Origin of the sequence: Rahnella sp. PAMC25617 (assembly GCF_050606005.1) — a bacterium.
Classification (GTDB): Bacteria; Pseudomonadota; Gammaproteobacteria; order Enterobacterales; family Enterobacteriaceae; genus Rahnella; species Rahnella variigena.
In genome coordinates this window covers 70278-89915 of record NZ_JBOCUM010000021.1, presented here as the reverse complement: position 1 = coordinate 89915, position 19638 = coordinate 70278, and the positions used below count along the sequence as shown (strand labels likewise).

The following is a 19638-nucleotide window of genomic DNA, read 5'->3' as shown; positions in this document are numbered from 1 at the left end:
CATTGAAATGAACATACAAGGTCGGGAGGGGGTTTTAAATACAAAGCAATGAGTTAAAGCACACTTTGAATTTTGTTTTGGACCTTAATACCCCACCCCAGCCCTCCCCTTCGCAGGGGAGGGAGCTTACTTATCAAACATCTCTTTTCTCAGTAACACGATCTCTTCGGCCAGATCACGGCACAGCATGGCGGTCATCAGATGATCCTGCGAGTGCACCATGATCAGATTCACCGGGATTTTGCCCACGCCTTCATCCAGACCAATCAGTTGCGTCTGGACTTTGTGTGCGACCCGCGCCGCGTCGTCCGAGGCTTTCAGCATCGCATCAGCCTGTTCCCACTCTTTTTTACGTGCGTGCTGAATCGCCATCATTGCGTTAGATCGTGCTTCTCCGGCGTTGATCAATAACTCCATCACCGTTTGTTCCAGATCGAATTCCATCGAAAACTCCAAATTGGTATACCAGAAAAGTGTGAATTCATCATATTGGAATTCCAATATTCACATGTGAGAACGCTGTCACAGAAATTAATTCGTATTCCGCTATTTTTTGGCATGCCACATTACGGAAAGTTCGCCGGAAAGTGGCCGACAGGATAATTAACAGAACCGGATTCTGACTCAGCTTCGGACGACACCTTTAATCCTCATTCAATATAAAAAGGTGAAGACGAAACCAACACCTGTGAAGTATAGAAAAAAGAAAATGAGGTGCTGTCATGTCACTGAAAGACCGTTTTATCGATTCTCTCGGGGGATTCGCCAATACCTTTAATAGCCTCAGATATATCATGGCTATTAAGGCGTCTTTTATCACGTTAATGCCCGTTATTATTGTGGGGGCATTCTCAGTTTTAATTTCTAATATGGTTATGGATCCGAAAAACGGATTAGCCCATTTTGAAATGTTCTCCTGGCTGGCAACGCTTAAGCCGATCATGAGCAGTATTAACTACGCCACGCTGAGTTTTCTGACCATCGGTGCCGTATTTTTAATTGGTATTGAACTCGGCAAAATTAACGGCTCACGTTCGTTATTTCCCGGCCTGCTGGCGGTAATTTGTTTTATTGCCGTGACGCCGACCACCGTCGATATGATGGTCAATGGCCAGATGCAGGAAGTCAAAGATGTACTGGCCAAACAGTTCTCCGATACCAAAAGCCTGTTCCTCGGCATGTTTATTGCCATTCTGTCGGTTGAAATTTATTCCCGTCTCGAGCGGATAAACGGCCTGCGTATAAAAATGCCGGAGAGCGTGCCGCCAAACGTGTCGGCATCTTTCTCGGCGTTAATTCCCGCCATTATTACCGTGGTTATCGTCGCGACGTTTGGCTTTGTTTTCCATCGCGTCACCGGCATGTATTTGTACGACGCGGTGTATCAGGTGATTCAGCGTCCGCTGGAATCGGTGATGCAAAGCCTGCCGGGCATCCTGCTGCTGATGTTTGTCGCGCAGCTGTTCTGGGTGATCGGTATTCACGGCAACCAGATGATTAAACCGATCCGCGAACCGCTGCTGCTTGGCGCGATCATGGTCAACATGACGGCGTTTGAGCAGGGCCATGAAGTGCCGAACATCATCACCATGCCGTTCTGGGATGTGTATATGAGCATCGGCGGTTCCGGCTGCACCATCGGTTTGCTGCTGGCGGTGATGCTCGCCACACGGCGTAAAGAGATGCGCGAAATCGCCAAGCTTTCTCTCGGGCCAGGCTTCTTCAACATCAATGAACCGGTAATTTTCGGTATGCCGATCATGCTCAACCCGATTCTGGCGATCCCGTTCATTATTACGCCGCTGATCACCGGCACCATCGGCTATTTTGCGACGAGCCTTGGTTTCGCCGGACGCGCCGTCGTCATGGTGCCATGGACCACACCGCCGATTATCAACGCCTGGCTTTCTACTGCGGGGTCGATGGGCGCGGTAGTCACGCAAATTGGCTGCATCGTGGTGGCGGTACTGATTTATCTGCCGTTCGTGAAAGTGGCTGCACGCCGTGCCGAACAGGCGCAGCTGGAAGCCCTGCAACAGAGCCAGAAACAGGCCGCTACGGCGTAAACTATTCGGAAAAAGAGGGACGTTATGAGTAAGGTTTCAATCGCCATTCCTGACGGATTTATTCTCGGTGCTGCGGCTTCTGCGTGGCAGACCGAAGGCTGGAGCGGCAAAAAAGACGGGCAGGATTCGTATCTGGATCTCTGGTACAAAAACAACCGCCATGTCTGGCACAACGGCTACGGCCCGGCGAAAGCCACCGATTTCATCAACCGCTACAAAGAAGATGTGGCGCTGATGAAAGCCAGCGGACTGACGCATTACCGCACGTCGGTTAACTGGTCGCGCTTTTTCACCGACTACGAACGGGGCACCGTTGATGAAGAATACGCCGCCTACATTGACGACTATCTGGATGAGATGAAACGCAACGGCATCGAACCGATGCTGTGTCTGGAGCACTACGAGTTACCGGCGTTTCTGATTGAAAAATACGATGGCTGGAGCTCAAAAAAAGTCGTCGAACTGTTTGTGCTCTACGCAGAAAAAGTCTTTGAACGTTATGCCGGAAAAGTCAGCCGCTGGTTTACCTTCAACGAACCGGTGGTGGTGCAGACCCGCGTGTATCTGGATGCGATCCGCTGGCCGTTCGAACAAAACACCGCCAAATGGATGCAGTGGAATCATCACAAAGTGCTGGCAACCGCCAAAGTGGTCGAGCTGTTCCATCGCAAAAAATATAACGTCGCAGGCACCATCGGGGTGATTTTAAATCCGGAAGTGACGTACGCCCGCTCACCGGCGGCGCATGACCAAAAGGCGGCGCATTTATACGATTTATTCTACAACCGCGTATTTCTGGATCCGATGATTAAAGGGGAATATCCGCAGGAGTTGCTGGAATTACTCGAAAAGCACGGCGTGCATTTCGAGTATTCTGAAGCAGAACTGGCGGTTATCCGTAATAACACCGTGGATGAAGTGGGTATTAATCTTTATTATCCGCACCGCGTAAAAGCCCCGTCCCGCGAGTGGAATAAAGACACGCCGTTCCATCCGGCGTATTACTACGAACATTTCGAATTACCCGGTCGGCGGATGAATAAATCGCGCGGGTGGGAAATCTATCCAAAAATTGTTTATGACATGGCGATGCGCATTAAAACGGAATATGGAAATATTTCGTGGTTTGTTGCTGAAAACGGTATGGGTATTGAAAATGAAGGTCAGTTCCGCGATGCAAAAAGCGGGGAAATTCAGGACGACTATCGTATTGAATTTGTTGCCGAGCATCTTTACTGGACATTAAAAGCGCGGGAAGACGGTGCGAATTGTCAGGGATATATGCTCTGGGCGTTTACCGATAATGTCTCGCCAATGAACGCGTTTAAAAACCGTTACGGTCTTATTGAGATTGATCTTGATAACAACCGTGATCGCCGTCAGAAGAAATCATCTCACTGGTTTAAATCGCTCAGTGAAAGTGGTGTGTTGTCATTAACGCTCGATGACCAGGAAAAATAACCTAAGGAAAACACTATGAAACGACTCGTTTTAGCCTGTTCGGCAGGGATGTCCACGTCACTGGTGGTCACCAAAATGGAAAAAGAAGCCGCCGCGCGCGGTCTGGAATTTAAGATTTACGCCATCCCGGAAAATAACCTGCGCGATGAACTGGACGCTTATGGCCGTGATATTGTCGCCGTCCTGCTCGGACCGCAGGTGCGCTTTAAGCTGGCGGAGAATAAAAAGCTGACTGATGAGCACGGTATCCCGATTGCAGTGATCGACATGGTGGCTTACGGCACGTTAAACGGTGCAAAAGTGCTGGATCAGGCGCTATCTCTGATACAGTAACATCCGGTCTTTATTGTTTTTGCATCAGGGTGATTGTGTGGAAAAAGGTGTGGTTTCGCAGGACAGAAAGCAGTATCAGGAAATCGGGCACGACCTGCGTGAGCAAATCAAGCAAGGGCATTTCGCCGTAGGATCCCGCCTGCCGCCCGAACGCAATATGGCGGAAACCTACGGTGTCAGCCGGACGATCGTGCGCGAAGCCTTACTGATGCTGGAACTGGAAGGCACGGTGGATATCCGTCAGGGTTCCGGCGTGTACGTGATCCGCATTCCTTCTCAGGAAGAAGGCGAAGACGAACTGATGTATCAGGGGCAGATTGGCCCCTTTGAAATCCTGCAGGCGCGGCAGTTGCTCGAAAGCAATATTGCCGCGTTTGCCGCCAAAATGGCCACCAAAGCGGATATCGAAAACCTGCGCCGCACGCTGGAGCAGGAACAAATCGCCATCGTCGCCAATGATGAAAGCGGCGACAACGACCGGTTGTTCCACCTGCTGATTGCCGGTGCGACGCAAAACCAGATGCTGCTCGATTCGGTGAAAAATATCTGGATGCACCGCGATTCCAGCCCGCTGTGGAAACAGTTACACAGCCATATCGCTACCCGCGGTTACCGCCTGAAATGGCTGGCTGATCATCAGAATATTTTGGCCGCACTGCGCCGCCGCGACGTGATGGGCTCGTATCAGGCGATGTGGCAGCACATGGAAAACGTCAAAAATACGCTGATGGAACTGTCGGATGTCGATGCACCGGAGTTTGACGGTTATCTGTTTGAGTCAGTGCCGATTTTCCAGGGCAAGCTGGTCTGAGCTCGGTGAAAATCATTAATCTCACGGAAAGCCCGGAATTTGCCGATACGGTAACAGACTGGCTGTGGCAGGCGTTTGGCAGCGAAAACAGCCGGGCGTTTTTTGCCAGCGTGGTGAAAAGCTGTCTGACCGGCGCAGATTTGCCGCAAACCTTTATTGCGCTCGACGGAGAGACATTAGCGGGAACGGTGGGGTTGTGGCGCTGCGATTTGATCAGCCGTCAGGATCTGACGCCGTGGCTGGCCGCGTTATACGTGGATGAAGCGTATCGTTCGTGCGGGCTGGGGCAGCAGTTACAGGAATTTGTGCTGGAGCAGAGCCGCCGCAGCGGCTTTCATGAGTTGTATCTCTACGCCGAATTTACCGGCTATTACGAACGTTTTGGCTGGAAATATATCGGCGACGCGCTGGATTATCCGGACAAACCGGTGCGCGTCTATCACCAGTCGCTTTAGGTATTCGACGGGCTGCTTACCGAGTGACGGCGCACCAGCGTCGGGCTGAACATATGGGTCGTTTCCGGCAGCGGCTGGCCGTTTGCCAGGGCTAATGCCAGTTGCGCAGCCTGATTCGCCATCGCCACCACCGGATAACGAACCGTGGTCAGGCGCGGGCGCAGGTAGCGCGAAATCAGCACATCATCAAAGCCAATCAGCGAAATCTCACCTGGCACATCAATGCTGTTATCGCTTAATACCGATAATGCACCGGCGGCCATCGGGTCGTTATAGCAGGTCACCGCCGTGAATCCTTTGCCCAGTCCGAGTAAATCCGCCATGGCTTTTTCGCCGCCAATTTCATCCGGTTCCGCGTAAGCAATCAGCTTGTCATCGACCGGAATATTGTGTTCCGTCAGCGCGTCGATATACCCCTGCAAACGGTCGCTGGCATCGGAAATACCGTGGTTGGAACATAAAATTGCGATGCGCTGATGTCCGGCCTGAATCAGATGGCGGGTCGCCAGCCAGGACCCGTAACGGTCATCGAGGGCGATACAGCGTTGTTCGAAGCCCGGCAATGTGCGGTTAATCAGCACCATGCCGGGGATTTGCTGCATCAGACTGGTCAGTTCATCTTCCGGCAGCATTTTGGCGTGAACCACTAACGCCGCACAGCGGTGGCGGATCAGCTGCTCAATGGCCTGACGCTCTTTTTCCACGTTATGGTAACCGTTACCAATCAGCAGAAAATTGCCGGTGGCATAGGCGACCTGTTCGACGGCTTTGACCATCGCACCGAAAAACGGATCGGAAACATCGGCCACGATCAGCCCCAGCGTTTCGGTCGCCTGCTGAGCCAGGGCGCGGGCGTTGGCATTCGGGTGATATTGCAGATGTTGCATGGCGTTCTGTACGGCTTCCCGCGAGCTGTCGCTGGCTTTCGGGGAATGGTTTATTACGCGTGAAACGGTCGCAACCGATACGCCTGCCAGTTTTGCTACATCCTTAATCGTCGCCATAACACTTCCGTTTTCCGTGAGGGTAATCGTTTACACTGACCAGTTTTGCGGAAAAGACCGCTGGCTGCAAGGATGCTGATCGCAACTTTGGGATGTAAGCGGAATGTAACGGGAAAAATATCGGAACCTTTTGGCCTCCTCTGCGAAGGAGGAGGCGGGGCAGGGACAGAGATTTCGCAGGGAAAGGATTTCCAGCGTACACGTCAGTCCCGTTTCATTCTGGCTAAACTCTGCCTTCCTCCTTAATCCACTGCATAAAATCATCGATAAATACTCTGGTTTTAAGCGGCAGCAGTTTATTGGGCAGGGTGATTGCGTAGGTGTTGCGCGGCAGAGGGTTCTCCACTCGCCATTCAGGCAACACGCGATGCAATTTACCATTCGCGATGTATTTGTTGGCGATGAAAGTGGGGATCAGCGCAATGCCGACACCTTGCAGGATGGCATCAATCATGGCGTCACTGTTATTGATCATCAGCCGTGGAATCAGCGTCACAGTCTCCATTATATCATTGTGCCAAAAACGCCAGGCACCGCGAAATTGCCGTTCATCGGGGAAAAAAATGTTGTGTTTGGTGAGCGCAGCCGGGAAATCGGGCAGCACTTCGTCGTAATCCGCAGCACAAACCAGTACGTAATCGATAGGCATCAGGGCACGGGCAACCATATTTTCCGGCGGACTTTCGGTGACGCGAAGTGCCAGATCGTAGGCGTCCTGCGTCAAATTAGTGACGCGATCGGTCAGCGACAGTTCGACGTTTATTTCTGGATAGCGGCGTAAAAAGGCGGGCAGAAATGGGGTGAGCAGGATCTTACCCAGTGTGTTTGGCGCGGTGATACGCAAAACACCCTGAGGGGTATCGCTGAAGCTATCCGCCCGGGAGAAAAGTGTCTGCGTGGCGGACAGTACCGTCAGCGCCTGCTGGTAAATTTCCAGTCCGATCTCGGTGATGGCGACAGAGCGGGTCGAGCGGGTAAATAACACCACATTGAGGCGTTTCTCCAGCCGGTCAATCATCCGGCTCACCGATGAGGGAGCCAGCGAAGCTTCCCGTCCTGCTGAAGAAAAACTACCTTTTTCAACCACCTGAATAAAAACGGACAAACTGGGAAGGAGTTCGGCTAACTCATTTGTGCTTTTCACGCATAGCTCTTTTGTTTCTGGAATATCTATCCAAATTATCATCAAGCCGTATGATGTTCAACAGAGGCAATCTCTGGTGAGAACCAGTCACAATAGTCAATTTAATTAATAGGTTAGCTATGTTGAACCAAACGGTTATTGAACGGATACGCCAGCACGATGTGCTGAATGTTGGCGTTAGTCTGGGTTTTAAAGGATTGTCGTTTCGCAATGCATTACACAATTGCTGGGAAGGGTTCGACATTGATCTAGCCCGGGCGGTTGCGGTGGCGGTGTTAGGTGATGTCGGAAAAATTCATTATATGCCGTTGCAGTCCGGCGACCGGTTTCGGGCGCTGCGTGACGGAGTGATTGACCTGGGGTCATTTAATTCCAGCATCACCTTCCAGCGTGAATCAGAGTCAGAAGTCAGTTTTGTTCATCCGATGCTGTTTGATGGTGAAGTGCTGATGACGCCGGCGAGTAATTTGCTCGAACCCGTTGAACAGGCAAAGTATACCCGCGAGCGCCGGATAGCAGCCATGCGGGGATCAACTACCGAAGAAAACCTGAAGCGTTACTTTGGAAATTTAAATCTCTCTTGCGAGATCCGACTTTTTGATTCGCCGACGCAGGCTCGTCAGGCTTATCAGCTGGGCGAATGCAATATTTACTGTCTCGATTCCTATCTGCTGGCCGGCGAACGTGCTCAGCTGAAAGATAAAGAAGCGCACATTATCTTGCAGGACCGCATCTCGCTGGAAGCCATGTCACCGGCAGTGTCCTCTCATGATACGCAGTGGCTGAAAGCGGTGACCTGGATCATGCGTACGCTGATAGAAGCGGAAAACTTACAGATCACCAGCAAAAACATTCTGGAAATGAGTCAGGAGGCGACGGGATACCTGCGCACTTTCCTTTATCCGTCAGAACAGCATTGTAAAAATCTGGGGCTGCGTCCGGATTTTATCCGCGCGATCATTCATCAGGTCGGAAATTACGGTGAAATATTCCAGCGTAATTTAGGTAAATACTCAGAGCTTAATCAGGAACGTCGGGATAATAATTTATGGTCCCAGGGGGGAATGCTGTATTCGCCTTTATTTATCTGACATCTTACTTACCCAGATTAATTAATAACAAAATTTTTGTGCGATTATCATTTTAATATTCTTTGGCAGGAACATAATGAGTGAATTATTGGCTGAAAAACAGCAAGAGATGGTATTGTCCGGTTCAGTAAAAAAGGGCTTCAGTTATTTAGAAACTGAGCCTGATAATGTCGATTTTAGTGTTATCAAGAATATTATTCTGCACGGTCATCATCAGGGTAATGTTCTGTATATTATCCGTAATTTTGCGAATAAAGAAATCTGCCAGGATGTAGCAGAAAAGTTTAATCAGATGGTGGATCGCAACGGTGGCGGAAATCGCGCCGATGACGGTTTTGTTCTGACCAATCAGATTGGCGCCACACAGTTTTCCCGTAACGGCGAGCAATATATGGCGGAAGTTAACCGGGTCAACGGCAGTGTGGCAGAGCTGATGTCCGTCGCGGACAGCTATGCCACCGAGTCCCTGTTCCTTAACCGTACTCTGGAAGATTTATTCCTGGATGAAGGCATCCATTTTGGTCCGGCGCGTTATAAGAATTCTTACGCCTGTTTTGCTACGTTCCGTCGCTGGCTGGATAACGGTGTTATGTCGCTGATGCCTCATGAAGACCGCGCCCAGCTTAAGTTTGCACAACAGGATGATTTTGAAATTGCCGATGCAATGACGGTTACCGCGTTTAATGTGTGCCTGGAAGCGGCGCAGGGCGGAGGCGAATTGAAGATGTGGAACCTCGATCCGGATGAGCCTTGCCGCGCCCGCTTTGGTGTGACGGACACCGGTTATCCGTATCCCCCGCACCTGTTGCAGGGAGTGGAATCACTGTCAGTGCGACTGAATGCCGGGGATATTTATTTCATGAACGCCTGTCATCTGCACGGTGTCAGCAGCGTCAGTCAGGGAAGTCGTCTTACGGCCGGGCGCTTTATTGGCAGACTCAATAACAGCAAAGTGGTGTATTGGACATAACCGGAGTGAATTAATCCTGGTGTTCTCTTCTCTCTTTGTCCTGAATTAATAACGAGTCTTATATGGAATATGTTAATCATCTTGCCGCCGGGGGGTATGCATTTATTCCCGGTGGCTATTATCAGACATTGTCTGATGTGAATTACGATAATAAAGATATTTTTCTTTCTGAACTTGAACAGTTGAAACTGGCGTATGAACAACTGACGCTGGATCCTTATTCTGCAGGAAATCGCTGGCGCGGTTATGCGCAATGCCGGCGTAATGAGCAGGGTGAACTCAGTTTTGGCCATTTTACGGAATATAAGCAAACCAAAAAATACAATCCGGATACCGGCGGTATTGTTCGCCATTATCCTTTGCTGCCCGAAAACATTACTGCTAACCGCCTGATGCAGGCGATTTTGCAGGACGACATCGCTTTTGTTGAAGCCTATGAGCGTATCGGGCCGCTGGAAGAGCTGTCCGTCGGCATTCATTTATTCCGCTATGAGGCGCAGTGCGATGCGCCGGCGTACAGCTCGCCCGTCTGGCTGCATAAAGATGATGAGGATGTGGTGTTTGTTCACCTGATCCATGCCTCCGACAACATGCTGGGTGGCGACAATCTGATTGCCCCGAACCCTAAAAATATTGAGCGGGTACTGCGTCTGGAGGCGTTATTCGACACGCTGGTGGTCAATCACGACAAATACCATGCGGTGACGCCCATTGGCTGCCGTCAGCCGGGAGAGACGGCACTGCGTGACATCATTCTGGTGACGTTCCAGCGCACGATGAAGGAAGCAGCATGAGCTTGAAACATAAAGCATTTATCACGGGCGCCTCCAGTGGTATCGGTCAGTCGATGGTGGCGGCCTATCTGGCTGCGGGCTATGCGGTAGAGGGCATCGACTGTTCCCCGTCCGTTTTCGCCAATGAACCTGAATATGTTCACCACCAGCTGGATATCACCGATTCAGTGCGTCTGAATGGCGTATTTGAAGCAGCAGAATACGCCAGCGATAACAATGTCTTAATAAACTGCGCCGGTACGCGTGAAATCTGCCGCATCGATGAATTATCACTGTCGCTGTGGGAACGTGTTTTTGCCGTCAACGTGACCGCCAGTTTTGTTGCCGGACGTGCATTCTGCCAGCAACTGGTTCGCCATAACCTGCCGGGCAATGCCGTCAATATCGCCTCGGTCTCCGGTCTGATGGGCGAGCCTGACCGCACCGCTTATGTTTCATCAAAGCACGCCGTGATCGGCCTGACAAAACAGCTGGCGCTGGAATACGGCAAGCATCACATCCGGGTGAATGCCATTGCGCCCGGTGTAATCCGCACACCGCTGACCGAACCTTACTACGACAACCCGGCACAGATGGAGAAGATCCAGCGTGGTCAGTTCCTGCCTGTGCTCGGCGAAACGCAGGATGTGGCAAAAGCGGCCATGTATCTCACCTCTTCCGATGCGCGATTTGTGACCGGTTCCACGCTGGTTATTGATGGCGGCTGGACGATTGGTAAAGACCTTTAATCCGATGGCCGGCATAACGGCCACTACTGACTTGCAGGAGTTTTATTATGAACAACACCTATATTTTGATCCTTGGCGGTGAGTTTGCTTTACGTGAGCGTGTGCTGGCCGGGGCTTTACGTGCCTCAGGCGGAATGCGGGTACTGACGATGGCAAAAAATCGCACCACGCCGACCATCAAATTTTTCGACGGCTTTATTCCGGGGGATGTGGCCGATGCAGAGGCTGTACTGAGTGCTGTACAGGCTTATCAACAGGAAACCGGTGAAACCCCTGCGGCGGTTATCCCGATGAACGATTTCACCGTGCGCGCCGCCAGCCTTCTGACTGAGCATTACCAGCTTCACGGAAATGATTGCCAGACGATCACCAACTGCCGTGACAAATTTGTGATGAAGCAAATCCTGCAAGCCGCTGGCCTGCCGGTGCCTCGCTTCGCGGCGTTCCGTACGCTCAACGAACTGAAAAACCTGATCGCAGAGTTCGGTCTGCCGGTGGTGATCAAACCGCGTGAACTGGCGGGTAGCCTGGGCGTGTTGAAAATCACTCACGAACAGGAAATCGAAGAAGTGTTTGCCCGTTGCGTTACCGATGTGATTTCACTCAATGGTGAATCCTTTGCGCCAGAAGACTTGTTCCAGGTCGAGGAATATATTCCGGCGTGGCAGGAAGTCAGCGTAGAGGTGATCAATCAGGGCGACTATCACCGGGCCATGGCAGTTACCGACAAATACCTGGGTGAAGAGCCGAATTTTGTTGAAGTCGGCCACAGCATGCCGTCGCTGCACAGTGACAATCAGCAACTGCGTGACATTGCTGAACGGGCCTGTCATGCACTGGGGATCCGTTACGGGGTGGCGCACTTTGAAGCCCGTATTACGCCTGCCGGTGAAATCAAAATTATCGAAGTGGGCGCACGCACCGGCGGCGACACCATTATGGATTTGGTGGAAAGAACCTACGGTATCAACCCGTATGAACTGCACGTACTCAGTCATCTGAACAAACTTAAACCGCTGCCTGATACGCTCGAACCTCGCGGCCTGAGCGCCGTTGCTTTTATTAAAGCCGACGTGGGCGTGATTGAGAAAATCACCTTGCCCGCCAGCCTGCCGGATCATGTGGTGAATATGCAGGTGACCGCTAAGCCGCTGGATCTGTCGAAAAAGCTGGTGTCGTGGAAAACCCGTGAAGGTTCCGTGGAGTATTTCTGGCCACAGCGTTCCGCAGAACAGGGTTTTGATGAGCACTTAACGATTGCCGATCAATACGCCCGCTCGCTGTTTACCCTCCGTCAGATCTGATATCACCCGAGCCACCTCATTTGTGGTGGCTCCCGAACTCCTTTAAGGAAAGCAATGATATGAACAGTGATCGTTTTGGATTAAAACGTTTCGTCTTTTCCCGCTTTGCCGGGTCACTGTGCGATCAGTTTCTGCTGTTTGCCGTGCCGCTGGCGATTTTAAAAGCCACCGGTTCTCTCACCTTTTCGTCGCTGGCATTCGTGATTGAATGGCTGCCGCGCATTCTGTTTTTCCCGCTGTCAGGTTTTCTGGCTGACCGTATCAAGCCCCGTTTTATCTTCTTTAACGTGGAAGCCGGACGCTGCGTGTTAATGGTGATCGCTTTCCTGACACTGACCTTTCATCCCGGCGCCACATTCCCGGTGCTGGCGGTCATGATGGCGCTGCTGTCGGTGGCCTATGTCCTGAACTTTGTCGCCACTGAGGCGCTGTTACCGCGCCATATCCCGGCAGAGACTCTGCCGAAAGCGCATTCAATGTTGCAGGGTGTCGACCAGACCACGCAGGTTCTCGGCCCGGCGCTGGCCGTGGCAATTTCTGTTTATGGTGGGGTCGGGGCGATTTTAGCCTGTGCCGCCGTGCTGTTTGCTGTCTCGGCCATCAACTATCTGTTCCTCGAAACGCATGACCTGGAAGTGGCAGAGAAGATGAGTCTGCGTTCCATTGTGCAATCCAATATTACGGCGATTCAGGTACTTAAGCAGAATAAAATCCTGCTGCATCTGTGTGCGCTGACCTGGGTCGTCAATCTGGTCTACGGTGCGGCGCTGGTGGTGAGTGCGGCGGTGATCCTTAAAGAGTTTCATCTGCCTGAGAGTTACTTTGGTGTGTTACAGACCTCGGCGGCGCTGGTCACCATCATTACGTTTTTCTTTGTGCCGCGCATTGCCAAACGCTTTGGGCTTTCCACGCTGGGAACCCTGTCATTTTGCGGCATGATATTGTCAGGTGCCCTGATGTCGCTTTCGCTCGATTATGCGATGTATCTGGCAGGTTACGCATTACTGATGGCGTTTGACGGTGCATTCAGCGTCTACCTGCGCACCTTACGCAGCCAGATTATTCCGCAGAAACATTTGGGAAAAACCATGGGGCTTATTGGCCTGATGAATATGTGTTCGGTACCCGTCAGCGGCCTGGCGGTGACAGCGCTGGCAGGCAGCTTTATGCCGTTGCAAATCATCGCCATCATTCTGGTTTTTGCGCTGATATTAGGATTGATGTTGATCGTCATTGGCCGTCGTGCTTTTGGCTATAACAGCTGGTTACCGCCGGTCATCGCTCAGCCACAGGCCTGAATGAGCATGTCTTAGTAAATGAGGACGAAGGGGGAACTGGTCACCTTTTCTGTTTATCCACATTTGTGCTTTGAGTTATCAGCGCAGTGAATGGTATTTTTAAAGTCATTTATCTGCGCTGAGAAAAACAGAAATAATGTCTATTAAACGCTATCCGCAACTGGCCCACTGGGGCGCGTACACCGCCGTGGTGGAAGATGGCCGGTTAATCCGCTGCGAACCTTATAAAGCGGATGCCGATCCTTCCCCTCTGCTCGATTCCATTGCGCCGCTGGTCTATTCCGACAAACGTATCCGTAAACCTGCCGTGCGCCGGTCGTGGCTGAAAAACCGTGAGAACAGCGATCGCTCGCTACGCGGACGTGAAGATTTTGTCGAAGTGGACTGGGATCTGGCGCTGGATCTGGTGGCGGAAGAGAACAAACGCGTGCGTGACCGTTACGGCGCTTCCGGCATTTTTAATGGTTCTTACGGCTGGTCATCGGCCGGTCGCCTGCATCATGCCCGTTCTCTGGTGCGTCGTTTTTATTTCACCGGCGGCGGTGGTGTGGATCAGCAGGGCAACTACAGCTGGGGTTCGGCGCAGTTCTTTCTGCCTTATGTTATCGGCACGTTTACCCCGCTGACCGGACGTGTGACGTCGTGGCCGAGCGTGGTCGAACATGCTGACATTCTGGTGGCGTTCGGTGGTCTGGCGCTGAAAAACGCGCAGGTCGCTTCCGGCGGTGCAGTGGAACATACCCTGAAACCGGCGCTGGAGCAGCTGGCGAAGAAAGGCACGCGTGTCATAAATATCAGCCCGATGCGTGACGACTGCCCGGAGTTTGTGAATGCGGAGTGGATCCCGATCCGCCCGAACACGGACGCGGCGCTGATGATGGCGGTAGCGTATGAGATTCAGCGCCAGGAAGCGCAGGACGACGCGTTTCTTGCCACCCATTGCGTCGGTTATCCGCAACTTGCCGCCTATCTGCGCGGCGAAACCGACGGCATCCCCAAAACGCCTGACTGGGCGGCCCATATTACCGGCGTTCCGGCAGAACGTATTGCGCGTCTGGCAGACGATCTGATCGGCGTGCGCAGCTTTATTACCTGTTCTTATTCGGTGCAGCGCGCCCATCGCGGCGAGCAGCCTTACTGGATGATGATCGCCATTTCCGCCATGCTCGGGCAGGTCGGTTTGCCGGGCGGCGGCTTCTCGTTTGGTCATGGCTCGATGAACAGCGTCGGCAATCCGCGTTATGACACGCCGGGCCCGGCGGTCAGCGCCGGACCGAATCCGTCAGGACTGTCGATTCCGGTGGCGCGCATCAGCGACATGCTGCTCAATCCCGGTCAGCCGTATGAATTCCAGGGCGAGACGCTGACTTATCCGGATATTCACCTGGTCCACTGGGCGGGCGGCAATCCGTTCCATCATCATCAGCAGCTTAACCGTCTGGTGGAAGGCTGGCAGAAGCCGGACACCGTGATTGTGCAGGATAACGTCTGGACGCCAGCGGCGCAGATGGCGGATATCGTGCTGCCCGCGACGACCTCGCTGGAACGTAACGATATCGGCGGTTCATCGCGTGACCGCTTCGTGCTTGCGATGCATCAGGCGATAGCGCCTCAGCATCAGGCGCGTAACGATTTTGATATTTTCGCGGATATTGCGGATCGTCTCGGTTATCGCGAGCAGTTCACGCAAGGGCGCAATGAAGATCAGTGGCTGCGCCATATTTACCGTCAGTGCGGTGAAGCGCAGAAAGGCACCGGCGTGGAATGGCCGGACTTCGAAACGTTCTGGGAGCGCGGTTTTGTTGAACTGCCGATGCCGGAAAAAGATTACGTGTTCTTCGAGGAATTCCGCAAAAGCCCGCGCGCTAATCCGCTCGGCACGCACAGCGGCAAAATCGAATTGTTCTCTGAAACCATCGCCGGTTACGGCTATAAAGATTTCGCGCCGCATCCCGAATGGCAGCCGCCGGTCGAATGGCTGGGTGCTGAAAGCGCCAAAGAATGGCCTTTGCACCTGATTTCCATTCAGCCGAAAGATCGCCTGCACAGTCAGCTCGATCAGTCGCCACTGGCGCAGTCGAACAAAACCGCCGGGAAGGAAACGCTGTTTATGCATCCGGAAGATGCGGGCAGCCGTCAGCTGAAAAATGGCGACCGGGTGAAAGTGCATAATGCGCGCGGCAGTTGTCTGGCGGGTGTTTCGCTTAACGACGGGATCACGCGTGGCGTAGTACTGATGTCCACCGGCGCCTGGTTTGATCCGGGCTTTGGTGGCAAATGGCAGGAAACCGAGCAGGCGGGCAACCCGAATGTGCTGACGCTGGATATCGGCACATCGCGTCTGACGCAGGGGCCAAATGCCATGAGTTGCCTGGTTGAAGTTGAAATTATTTAAAGTAGTTTTCGATGGTTAGCCCGATTTAAGAGAAATCGGACTCATTTTCACCACTCGTTACACTTTGCGGAATTATGTTTCGATTGCCTGCTGGCTGTGGTTCGTACAAAACAGCTAAATTGAACGTCCCAGAGGTATTGATTGGTGAATCATCAACGTGCTCTGCATGTTGATACCGATTAAATTTGCACCAACCTACGCGGATGCGTAGGTTTTTTTTTGCCTCAATTCCGGCACGTCGCTAAGCAACCTCCTAAACTCTCTCTGACTGGCGTCTTTTACAACGGCTTATAGTATGCTGTTTCCCCAACCTTTTTCTTTCAAGATCAGGGATGACACATAAGGAGATGGCAAACATGTATAACTTTCTTTTCGCCGCATTCAGGTGGCTTTTCCGTCTGATGTTCCGGGTCACTGTGACCCCGGTGAAAAACGACTTTAATTACCCGCGATTAATTCTCACGCCGAACCATGTCTCGTTTATTGACGGCATGCTGCTGGTGCTTTTCCTGCCGATCAAACCGGTATTTGCAGTGTATTCCAACATCACGGACAGTTGGTTTATGCGCTGGCTGAAACCGTATGTGGACTTCATGCCGCTGGATCCGACCAAACCGATGGCGATCAAGCATCTGATCCGCGAAGTGGAAAAAGGACGTCCGGTGATTGTCTTCCCGGAAGGCCGTATCACGGTGACCGGTTCACTGATGAAGATTTATGACGGCGCGGCCTTTGTGGCGGCGAAGTCACAGGCGACGGTGATCCCGGTGCGTATCGACGGGCCGGAATACACACCTTTTGGCCGTTTGTTCGGCAGCTTTAAAATCCGCTGGTTCCCGAAAGTCACTATCAATCTTTTGCCGCCGACCACCATCCCGATGCCGGATGCGCCGCGTTCCCGTGACCGCCGTGTGCTGGCCGGTGAGCAACTGCATAAAATCATGATGCAGGCGCGCATGGATACCCGCGAGCCGGAAACGCTGTATCAGGCGTTGTTATCCGCGCAAACCCGTTATGGCCGCCGCAAACCTTGCATCGCCGATATCGCGTTCAAAGAAGATTCCTATCAGGGCCTGCTGAAAAAATGCCTCGGTGTGAGCCGTATCCTGCAACGTTTCACCCGTGAAGGTGAACACGTCGGCATGCTGTTGCCGAACGCCACCATCATGGCGGCGGCGCTGTTTGGCGCATCGATGCGCAACCGTATTCCGGCGCTGCTCAACTACACCGCCGGGGCAAAAGGGCTGCAAAGCGCGATGAAAGCCGCGCAGATCAAAACCATCATTACCTCCCGCCAGTTCCTTGAGAAAGGCAAACTGACGCATCTGCCGGAGAATGTCCCAGAAGCGAACTGGGTCTATCTGGAAGATTTGAAAGACACGGTGACCACGCAGGATAAGCTGTGGATCCTGTTCCATCTGATTTTCCCGCGTCGTGCGATGCTGCCGCAAAAGCCTGACGATGCGGCGCTGGTGCTGTTTACTTCCGGTTCGGAAGGCAATCCGAAAGGTGTGGTGCATTCCCATGCCAGCCTGCTGGCGAACGTTGAGCAAATCCGGACTGTTGCAGACTTTACGCCGCGTGACCGATTTATGTCGTCGCTGCCGCTGTTCCACGCTTTTGGCCTGACCGTCGGATTACTGACGCCGCTGATCACCGGCGCACGCGTATTTTTATACCCAAGCCCGCTGCATTATCGCATCGTGCCGGAACTGGTGTATGACCAGAACTGTACCGTGCTGTTTGGGACTTCCACCTTCCTGGGAAATTACGCCCGCTTTGCCCATCCGTATGATTTTGCCCGTTTGCGTTATGTGGTGGCTGGTGCTGAGAAACTGGCTGAAAGCACCAAGGAAATCTGGCAGAACAAATTCGGTATCCGCATTCTCGAAGGCTACGGCGTGACCGAATGTGCGCCGGTGGTGGCCATCAACGTACCGATGGCGACCAAAGTGAATACCGTCGGCAAAATTCTGCCGGGGATGGAATCGCGTCTGATTACCGTGCCGGGGATTGAAGAAGGCGGTCGTCTGCAACTGCGTGGCCCGAACATCATGAAAGGCTATCTGCGCGTGGAAAATCCGGGCGTGCTGGAAACTCCGCAGGCTGAGAATGCCGCAGGTGAAATGCAGGCTGGCTGGTATGACACCGGTGATATCGTCACGCTGGATGAAAAAGGTTTCTGCGCCATCCGTGGTCGCGTGAAGCGTTTTGCCAAACTGGCGGGAGAAATGGTATCGCTGGAAAGCGTCGAGCAACTGGCGATCAAGGCTTCACCGGATAAACAGCATGCGGCGACGTCGCGCAGTGACGCCAGCAAAGGCGAGGCATTGGTGTTGTTTACCACTGATACTGAATTGCGTCGTGATGCGCTGAGCAAAGCTGCCCGTGAACTCGGGCTGCCGGAACTGGCGGTACCGCGTGATATTCGTGTCGTTAAAGCGTTACCGTTGCTCGGCAGCGGTAAACCCGATTTTGTCACCCTGCGCCAGATGGCAGAAAACCCGGAGACTGAGGCATGATCCAGCCAGTCAAGGCGGCATCGCCGCTGATGTCAAAAAGTATGAGTGCGGTGATTGTGGCGCAGTTCCTGTCCGCTTTCGGTGACAACGCACTGTTATTTGCCGCGCTGGCGCTGATCAAACAGCAGCTTTATCCCGACTGGAGCCAGCCCGTTTTACAAATGGCGTTTGTGGCGACATACATTATCCTCGCACCGTTTGTCGGGCAGTTCGCGGACAGCTTCTCGAAGGGCCGCGTGATGATGGTGGCTAACCTGCTGAAACTGGCGGGCGCAGCGGTGATTTGCGCCGGTATGAATCCGTTCCTCGGCTATACGCTGGTTGGTATTGGCGCTGCGGCGTATTCACCGGCGAAATATGGCATTCTCGGTGAAATCGCCAGCGGTGAGCAGTTAGTGAAAGCCAACGGGCTGATGGAGGCGTCCACCATTGCTGCGATCCTGCTGGGTTCTGTTGCCGGTGGCGCACTGGCTGACTGGAGCATTCTGGCGGCGCTCGGGATCTGCGTGCTGGCGTACGGCGCGGCAGTGGCGGCAAACTGGTTTATTCCAAAGCTGGATCCGGCGCGTCCGGGGCAGTCGTGGAATCCGGCAAAAATGAGCCGGACGTTTTTCTCTGCCTGTAAAACCTTGTGGCAGGATGGCGAAACGCGCTTCTCGCTGGTCGGCACCAGCTTGTTCTGGGGTGCGGGCGTGACGCTGCGTTTCCTGCTGGTTCTTTGGGTGCCGGTGGCGCTGGGTATCACCGATAACAAAACGCCGACGCTGCTGAACGCGATGGTGGCGATCGGGATTGTGTTTGGTGCGGGAGCCGCGGCTAAATTAATCCGTCTGGACACCGTTAAACGTTGTCTGCCCGCCGGTGTCGCCATTGGTATCGCTGTCGTGGTATTTGCGCTGCAAACCAGCATGCTGAGTTCTTACATCGTTCTGGTTGTTGTGGGGATTTTGGGCGGTTTCTTCGTGGTGCCGCTGAACGCCCTGTTGCAGCATCGCGGTAAAATTTCTGTCGGTGCCGGTAATGCGATTGCCGTACAGAATCTGGGTGAAAACACCGCCATGCTTTTGATGCTGGGTCTCTATTCGCTGGTGGTCATGGCGGGTGCGCCGGTCGTGGCGATTGGTATCGGATTTGGTGTGGTATTCGCGCTGGCGATTGCCGGGCTGTGGATCTGGAAAAACATGCAGAAACGCCGTCTGGCGTAATGTGGTTTTAGCACAAAAGGAAAGGGCGCTGAGCGCCCTTTTTTGTTGCCTGCGATC

General features: G+C 52.9%; 17 protein-coding genes. 14 read left to right on the top strand and 3 right to left on the bottom strand.

Translation table 11 applies throughout. The features are described 5' to 3' along the window. Nucleotides 1-126: 126 nt before the first annotated feature. Complete coding sequence (locus tag ACM615_RS22965; protein ID WP_013574149.1) at nucleotides 127-444, bottom strand: PTS lactose/cellobiose transporter subunit IIA; 318 nt, start codon at nucleotides 442-444, stop codon at nucleotides 127-129. A 278-nt stretch (nucleotides 445-722) separates the two neighbouring features. Between ACM615_RS22965 and ACM615_RS22960 the strand changes: the two genes are divergently transcribed. Genes ACM615_RS22960 through ACM615_RS22940 form a run of 5 tightly spaced genes read left to right on the top strand, consistent with a single transcriptional unit; the run spans nucleotide 723 to nucleotide 5126 of the window. Beyond that, entirely contained in the window at nucleotides 723-2066 is a 1344-nt protein-coding gene (locus ACM615_RS22960) for a PTS sugar transporter subunit IIC (protein ID WP_113877584.1), read from the top strand. A gap of 24 nt (nucleotides 2067-2090) precedes the next feature. Further along, entirely contained in the window at nucleotides 2091-3527 is a 1437-nt protein-coding gene (locus tag ACM615_RS22955) for a glycoside hydrolase family 1 protein (RefSeq protein WP_129638914.1), read from the top strand. Between the two features lie 15 nt (nucleotides 3528-3542). Beyond that, nucleotides 3543-3860 carry a PTS sugar transporter subunit IIB gene (locus ACM615_RS22950; RefSeq protein WP_112288284.1) on the top strand — a complete coding sequence of 106 codons (318 nt, stop codon included), beginning with the start codon at nucleotides 3543-3545 and terminating at the stop codon, nucleotides 3858-3860. A 37-nt stretch (nucleotides 3861-3897) separates the two neighbouring features. Then, nucleotides 3898-4671 carry an FCD domain-containing protein gene (locus tag ACM615_RS22945; RefSeq protein WP_095923259.1) on the top strand — a complete coding sequence of 258 codons (774 nt, stop codon included), beginning with the start codon at nucleotides 3898-3900 and terminating at the stop codon, nucleotides 4669-4671. A 5-nt stretch (nucleotides 4672-4676) separates the two neighbouring features. Then, entirely contained in the window at nucleotides 4677-5126 is a 450-nt protein-coding gene (locus ACM615_RS22940; RefSeq protein ID WP_129638915.1) for a GNAT family N-acetyltransferase, read from the top strand. Here the strand turns inward: ACM615_RS22940 and galR are convergent. Together galR and ACM615_RS22930 are read right to left on the bottom strand one after the other, a co-directional pair. Continuing rightward, nucleotides 5123-6130 carry an HTH-type transcriptional regulator GalR gene (galR, locus tag ACM615_RS22935; protein WP_112288286.1) on the bottom strand — a complete coding sequence of 336 codons (1008 nt, stop codon included), beginning with the start codon at nucleotides 6128-6130 and terminating at the stop codon, nucleotides 5123-5125. The genes ACM615_RS22940 and galR overlap by 4 nt on opposite strands. A gap of 223 nt (nucleotides 6131-6353) precedes the next feature. Next, nucleotides 6354-7274: a LysR family transcriptional regulator gene (locus ACM615_RS22930; protein WP_129638916.1), complete on the bottom strand. Its 921-nt coding sequence runs from the start codon at nucleotides 7272-7274 to the stop codon at nucleotides 6354-6356. Nucleotides 7275-7393: 119 nt separating this feature from the next. Between ACM615_RS22930 and ACM615_RS22925 the strand changes: the two genes are divergently transcribed. From ACM615_RS22925 to lplT, 9 genes are all read left to right on the top strand, one after another. Next, the gene (locus ACM615_RS22925; RefSeq protein WP_113877588.1) at nucleotides 7394-8365 is read left to right on the top strand and encodes a transporter substrate-binding domain-containing protein; all 972 of its coding nucleotides are present in this window, start codon (nucleotides 7394-7396) and stop codon (nucleotides 8363-8365) included. Between the two features lie 76 nt (nucleotides 8366-8441). After that, nucleotides 8442-9335: an L-isoleucine 3(1)-dioxygenase gene (gene hilA, locus ACM615_RS22920; protein ID WP_112288289.1), complete on the top strand. Its 894-nt coding sequence runs from the start codon at nucleotides 8442-8444 to the stop codon at nucleotides 9333-9335. Between the two features lie 62 nt (nucleotides 9336-9397). Then, complete coding sequence (gene hilB / locus ACM615_RS22915) at nucleotides 9398-10129, top strand: 3(1)-hydroxy-L-isoleucine 4-dioxygenase HilB (protein WP_120163088.1); 732 nt, start codon at nucleotides 9398-9400, stop codon at nucleotides 10127-10129. Next, nucleotides 10126-10857 (top strand): SDR family NAD(P)-dependent oxidoreductase, encoded by a 732-nt coding sequence (locus ACM615_RS22910; RefSeq protein ID WP_113877590.1) that lies wholly within the window; start codon nucleotides 10126-10128, stop codon nucleotides 10855-10857. Before hilB ends, ACM615_RS22910 begins: the two co-directional genes overlap by 4 nt. Before the next feature lie 47 nt (nucleotides 10858-10904). Continuing rightward, nucleotides 10905-12161: an ATP-grasp domain-containing protein gene (locus ACM615_RS22905; protein WP_129638919.1), complete on the top strand. Its 1257-nt coding sequence runs from the start codon at nucleotides 10905-10907 to the stop codon at nucleotides 12159-12161. A gap of 59 nt (nucleotides 12162-12220) precedes the next feature. Next, entirely contained in the window at nucleotides 12221-13459 is a 1239-nt protein-coding gene (locus tag ACM615_RS22900) for an MFS transporter (RefSeq protein WP_129638920.1), read from the top strand. A gap of 136 nt (nucleotides 13460-13595) precedes the next feature. Then, a complete protein-coding gene (locus ACM615_RS22895) occupies nucleotides 13596-15854 on the top strand; it encodes a molybdopterin guanine dinucleotide-containing S/N-oxide reductase (protein ID WP_112288294.1) in 2259 nt (752 codons plus the stop codon). 356 nt (nucleotides 15855-16210) lie between these two features. After that, nucleotides 16211-18376, top strand: coding sequence for a bifunctional acyl-ACP--phospholipid O-acyltransferase/long-chain-fatty-acid--ACP ligase (aas, locus tag ACM615_RS22890; protein ID WP_113877593.1), 2166 nt, complete (start codon nucleotides 16211-16213; stop codon nucleotides 18374-18376). Beyond that, nucleotides 18373-19581 (top strand): lysophospholipid transporter LplT, encoded by a 1209-nt coding sequence (gene lplT / locus ACM615_RS22885; protein ID WP_112288295.1) that lies wholly within the window; start codon nucleotides 18373-18375, stop codon nucleotides 19579-19581. Before aas ends, lplT begins: the two co-directional genes overlap by 4 nt. Nucleotides 19582-19638: the final 57 nt, after the last annotated feature.

Bases quoted from the DNA above. Each gene is read 5' to 3' on its own strand.
- ACM615_RS22965 (WP_013574149.1), bottom strand. From the start codon at position 444: ATGGAATTCGATCTGGAACAAACGGTGATGGAGTTATTGATCAACGCC.
- ACM615_RS22955 (WP_129638914.1), top strand. From the start codon at position 2,091: ATGAGTAAGGTTTCAATCGCCATTCCTGACGGATTTATTCTCGGTGCT.
- hilB (WP_120163088.1), top strand. From the start codon at position 9,398: ATGGAATATGTTAATCATCTTGCCGCCGGGGGGTATGCATTTATTCCC.
- ACM615_RS22910 (WP_113877590.1), top strand. From the start codon at position 10,126: ATGAGCTTGAAACATAAAGCATTTATCACGGGCGCCTCCAGTGGTATC.
- galR (WP_112288286.1), bottom strand. From the start codon at position 6,130: ATGGCGACGATTAAGGATGTAGCAAAACTGGCAGGCGTATCGGTTGCG.
- ACM615_RS22960 (WP_113877584.1), top strand. From the start codon at position 723: ATGTCACTGAAAGACCGTTTTATCGATTCTCTCGGGGGATTCGCCAAT.
- hilA (WP_112288289.1), top strand. From the start codon at position 8,442: ATGAGTGAATTATTGGCTGAAAAACAGCAAGAGATGGTATTGTCCGGT.
- ACM615_RS22900 (WP_129638920.1), top strand. From the start codon at position 12,221: ATGAACAGTGATCGTTTTGGATTAAAACGTTTCGTCTTTTCCCGCTTT.
- ACM615_RS22895 (WP_112288294.1), top strand. From the start codon at position 13,596: ATGTCTATTAAACGCTATCCGCAACTGGCCCACTGGGGCGCGTACACC.
- ACM615_RS22950 (WP_112288284.1), top strand. From the start codon at position 3,543: ATGAAACGACTCGTTTTAGCCTGTTCGGCAGGGATGTCCACGTCACTG.
- aas (WP_113877593.1), top strand. From the start codon at position 16,211: ATGTATAACTTTCTTTTCGCCGCATTCAGGTGGCTTTTCCGTCTGATG.
- ACM615_RS22905 (WP_129638919.1), top strand. From the start codon at position 10,905: ATGAACAACACCTATATTTTGATCCTTGGCGGTGAGTTTGCTTTACGT.
- lplT (WP_112288295.1), top strand. From the start codon at position 18,373: ATGATCCAGCCAGTCAAGGCGGCATCGCCGCTGATGTCAAAAAGTATG.
- ACM615_RS22925 (WP_113877588.1), top strand. From the start codon at position 7,394: ATGTTGAACCAAACGGTTATTGAACGGATACGCCAGCACGATGTGCTG.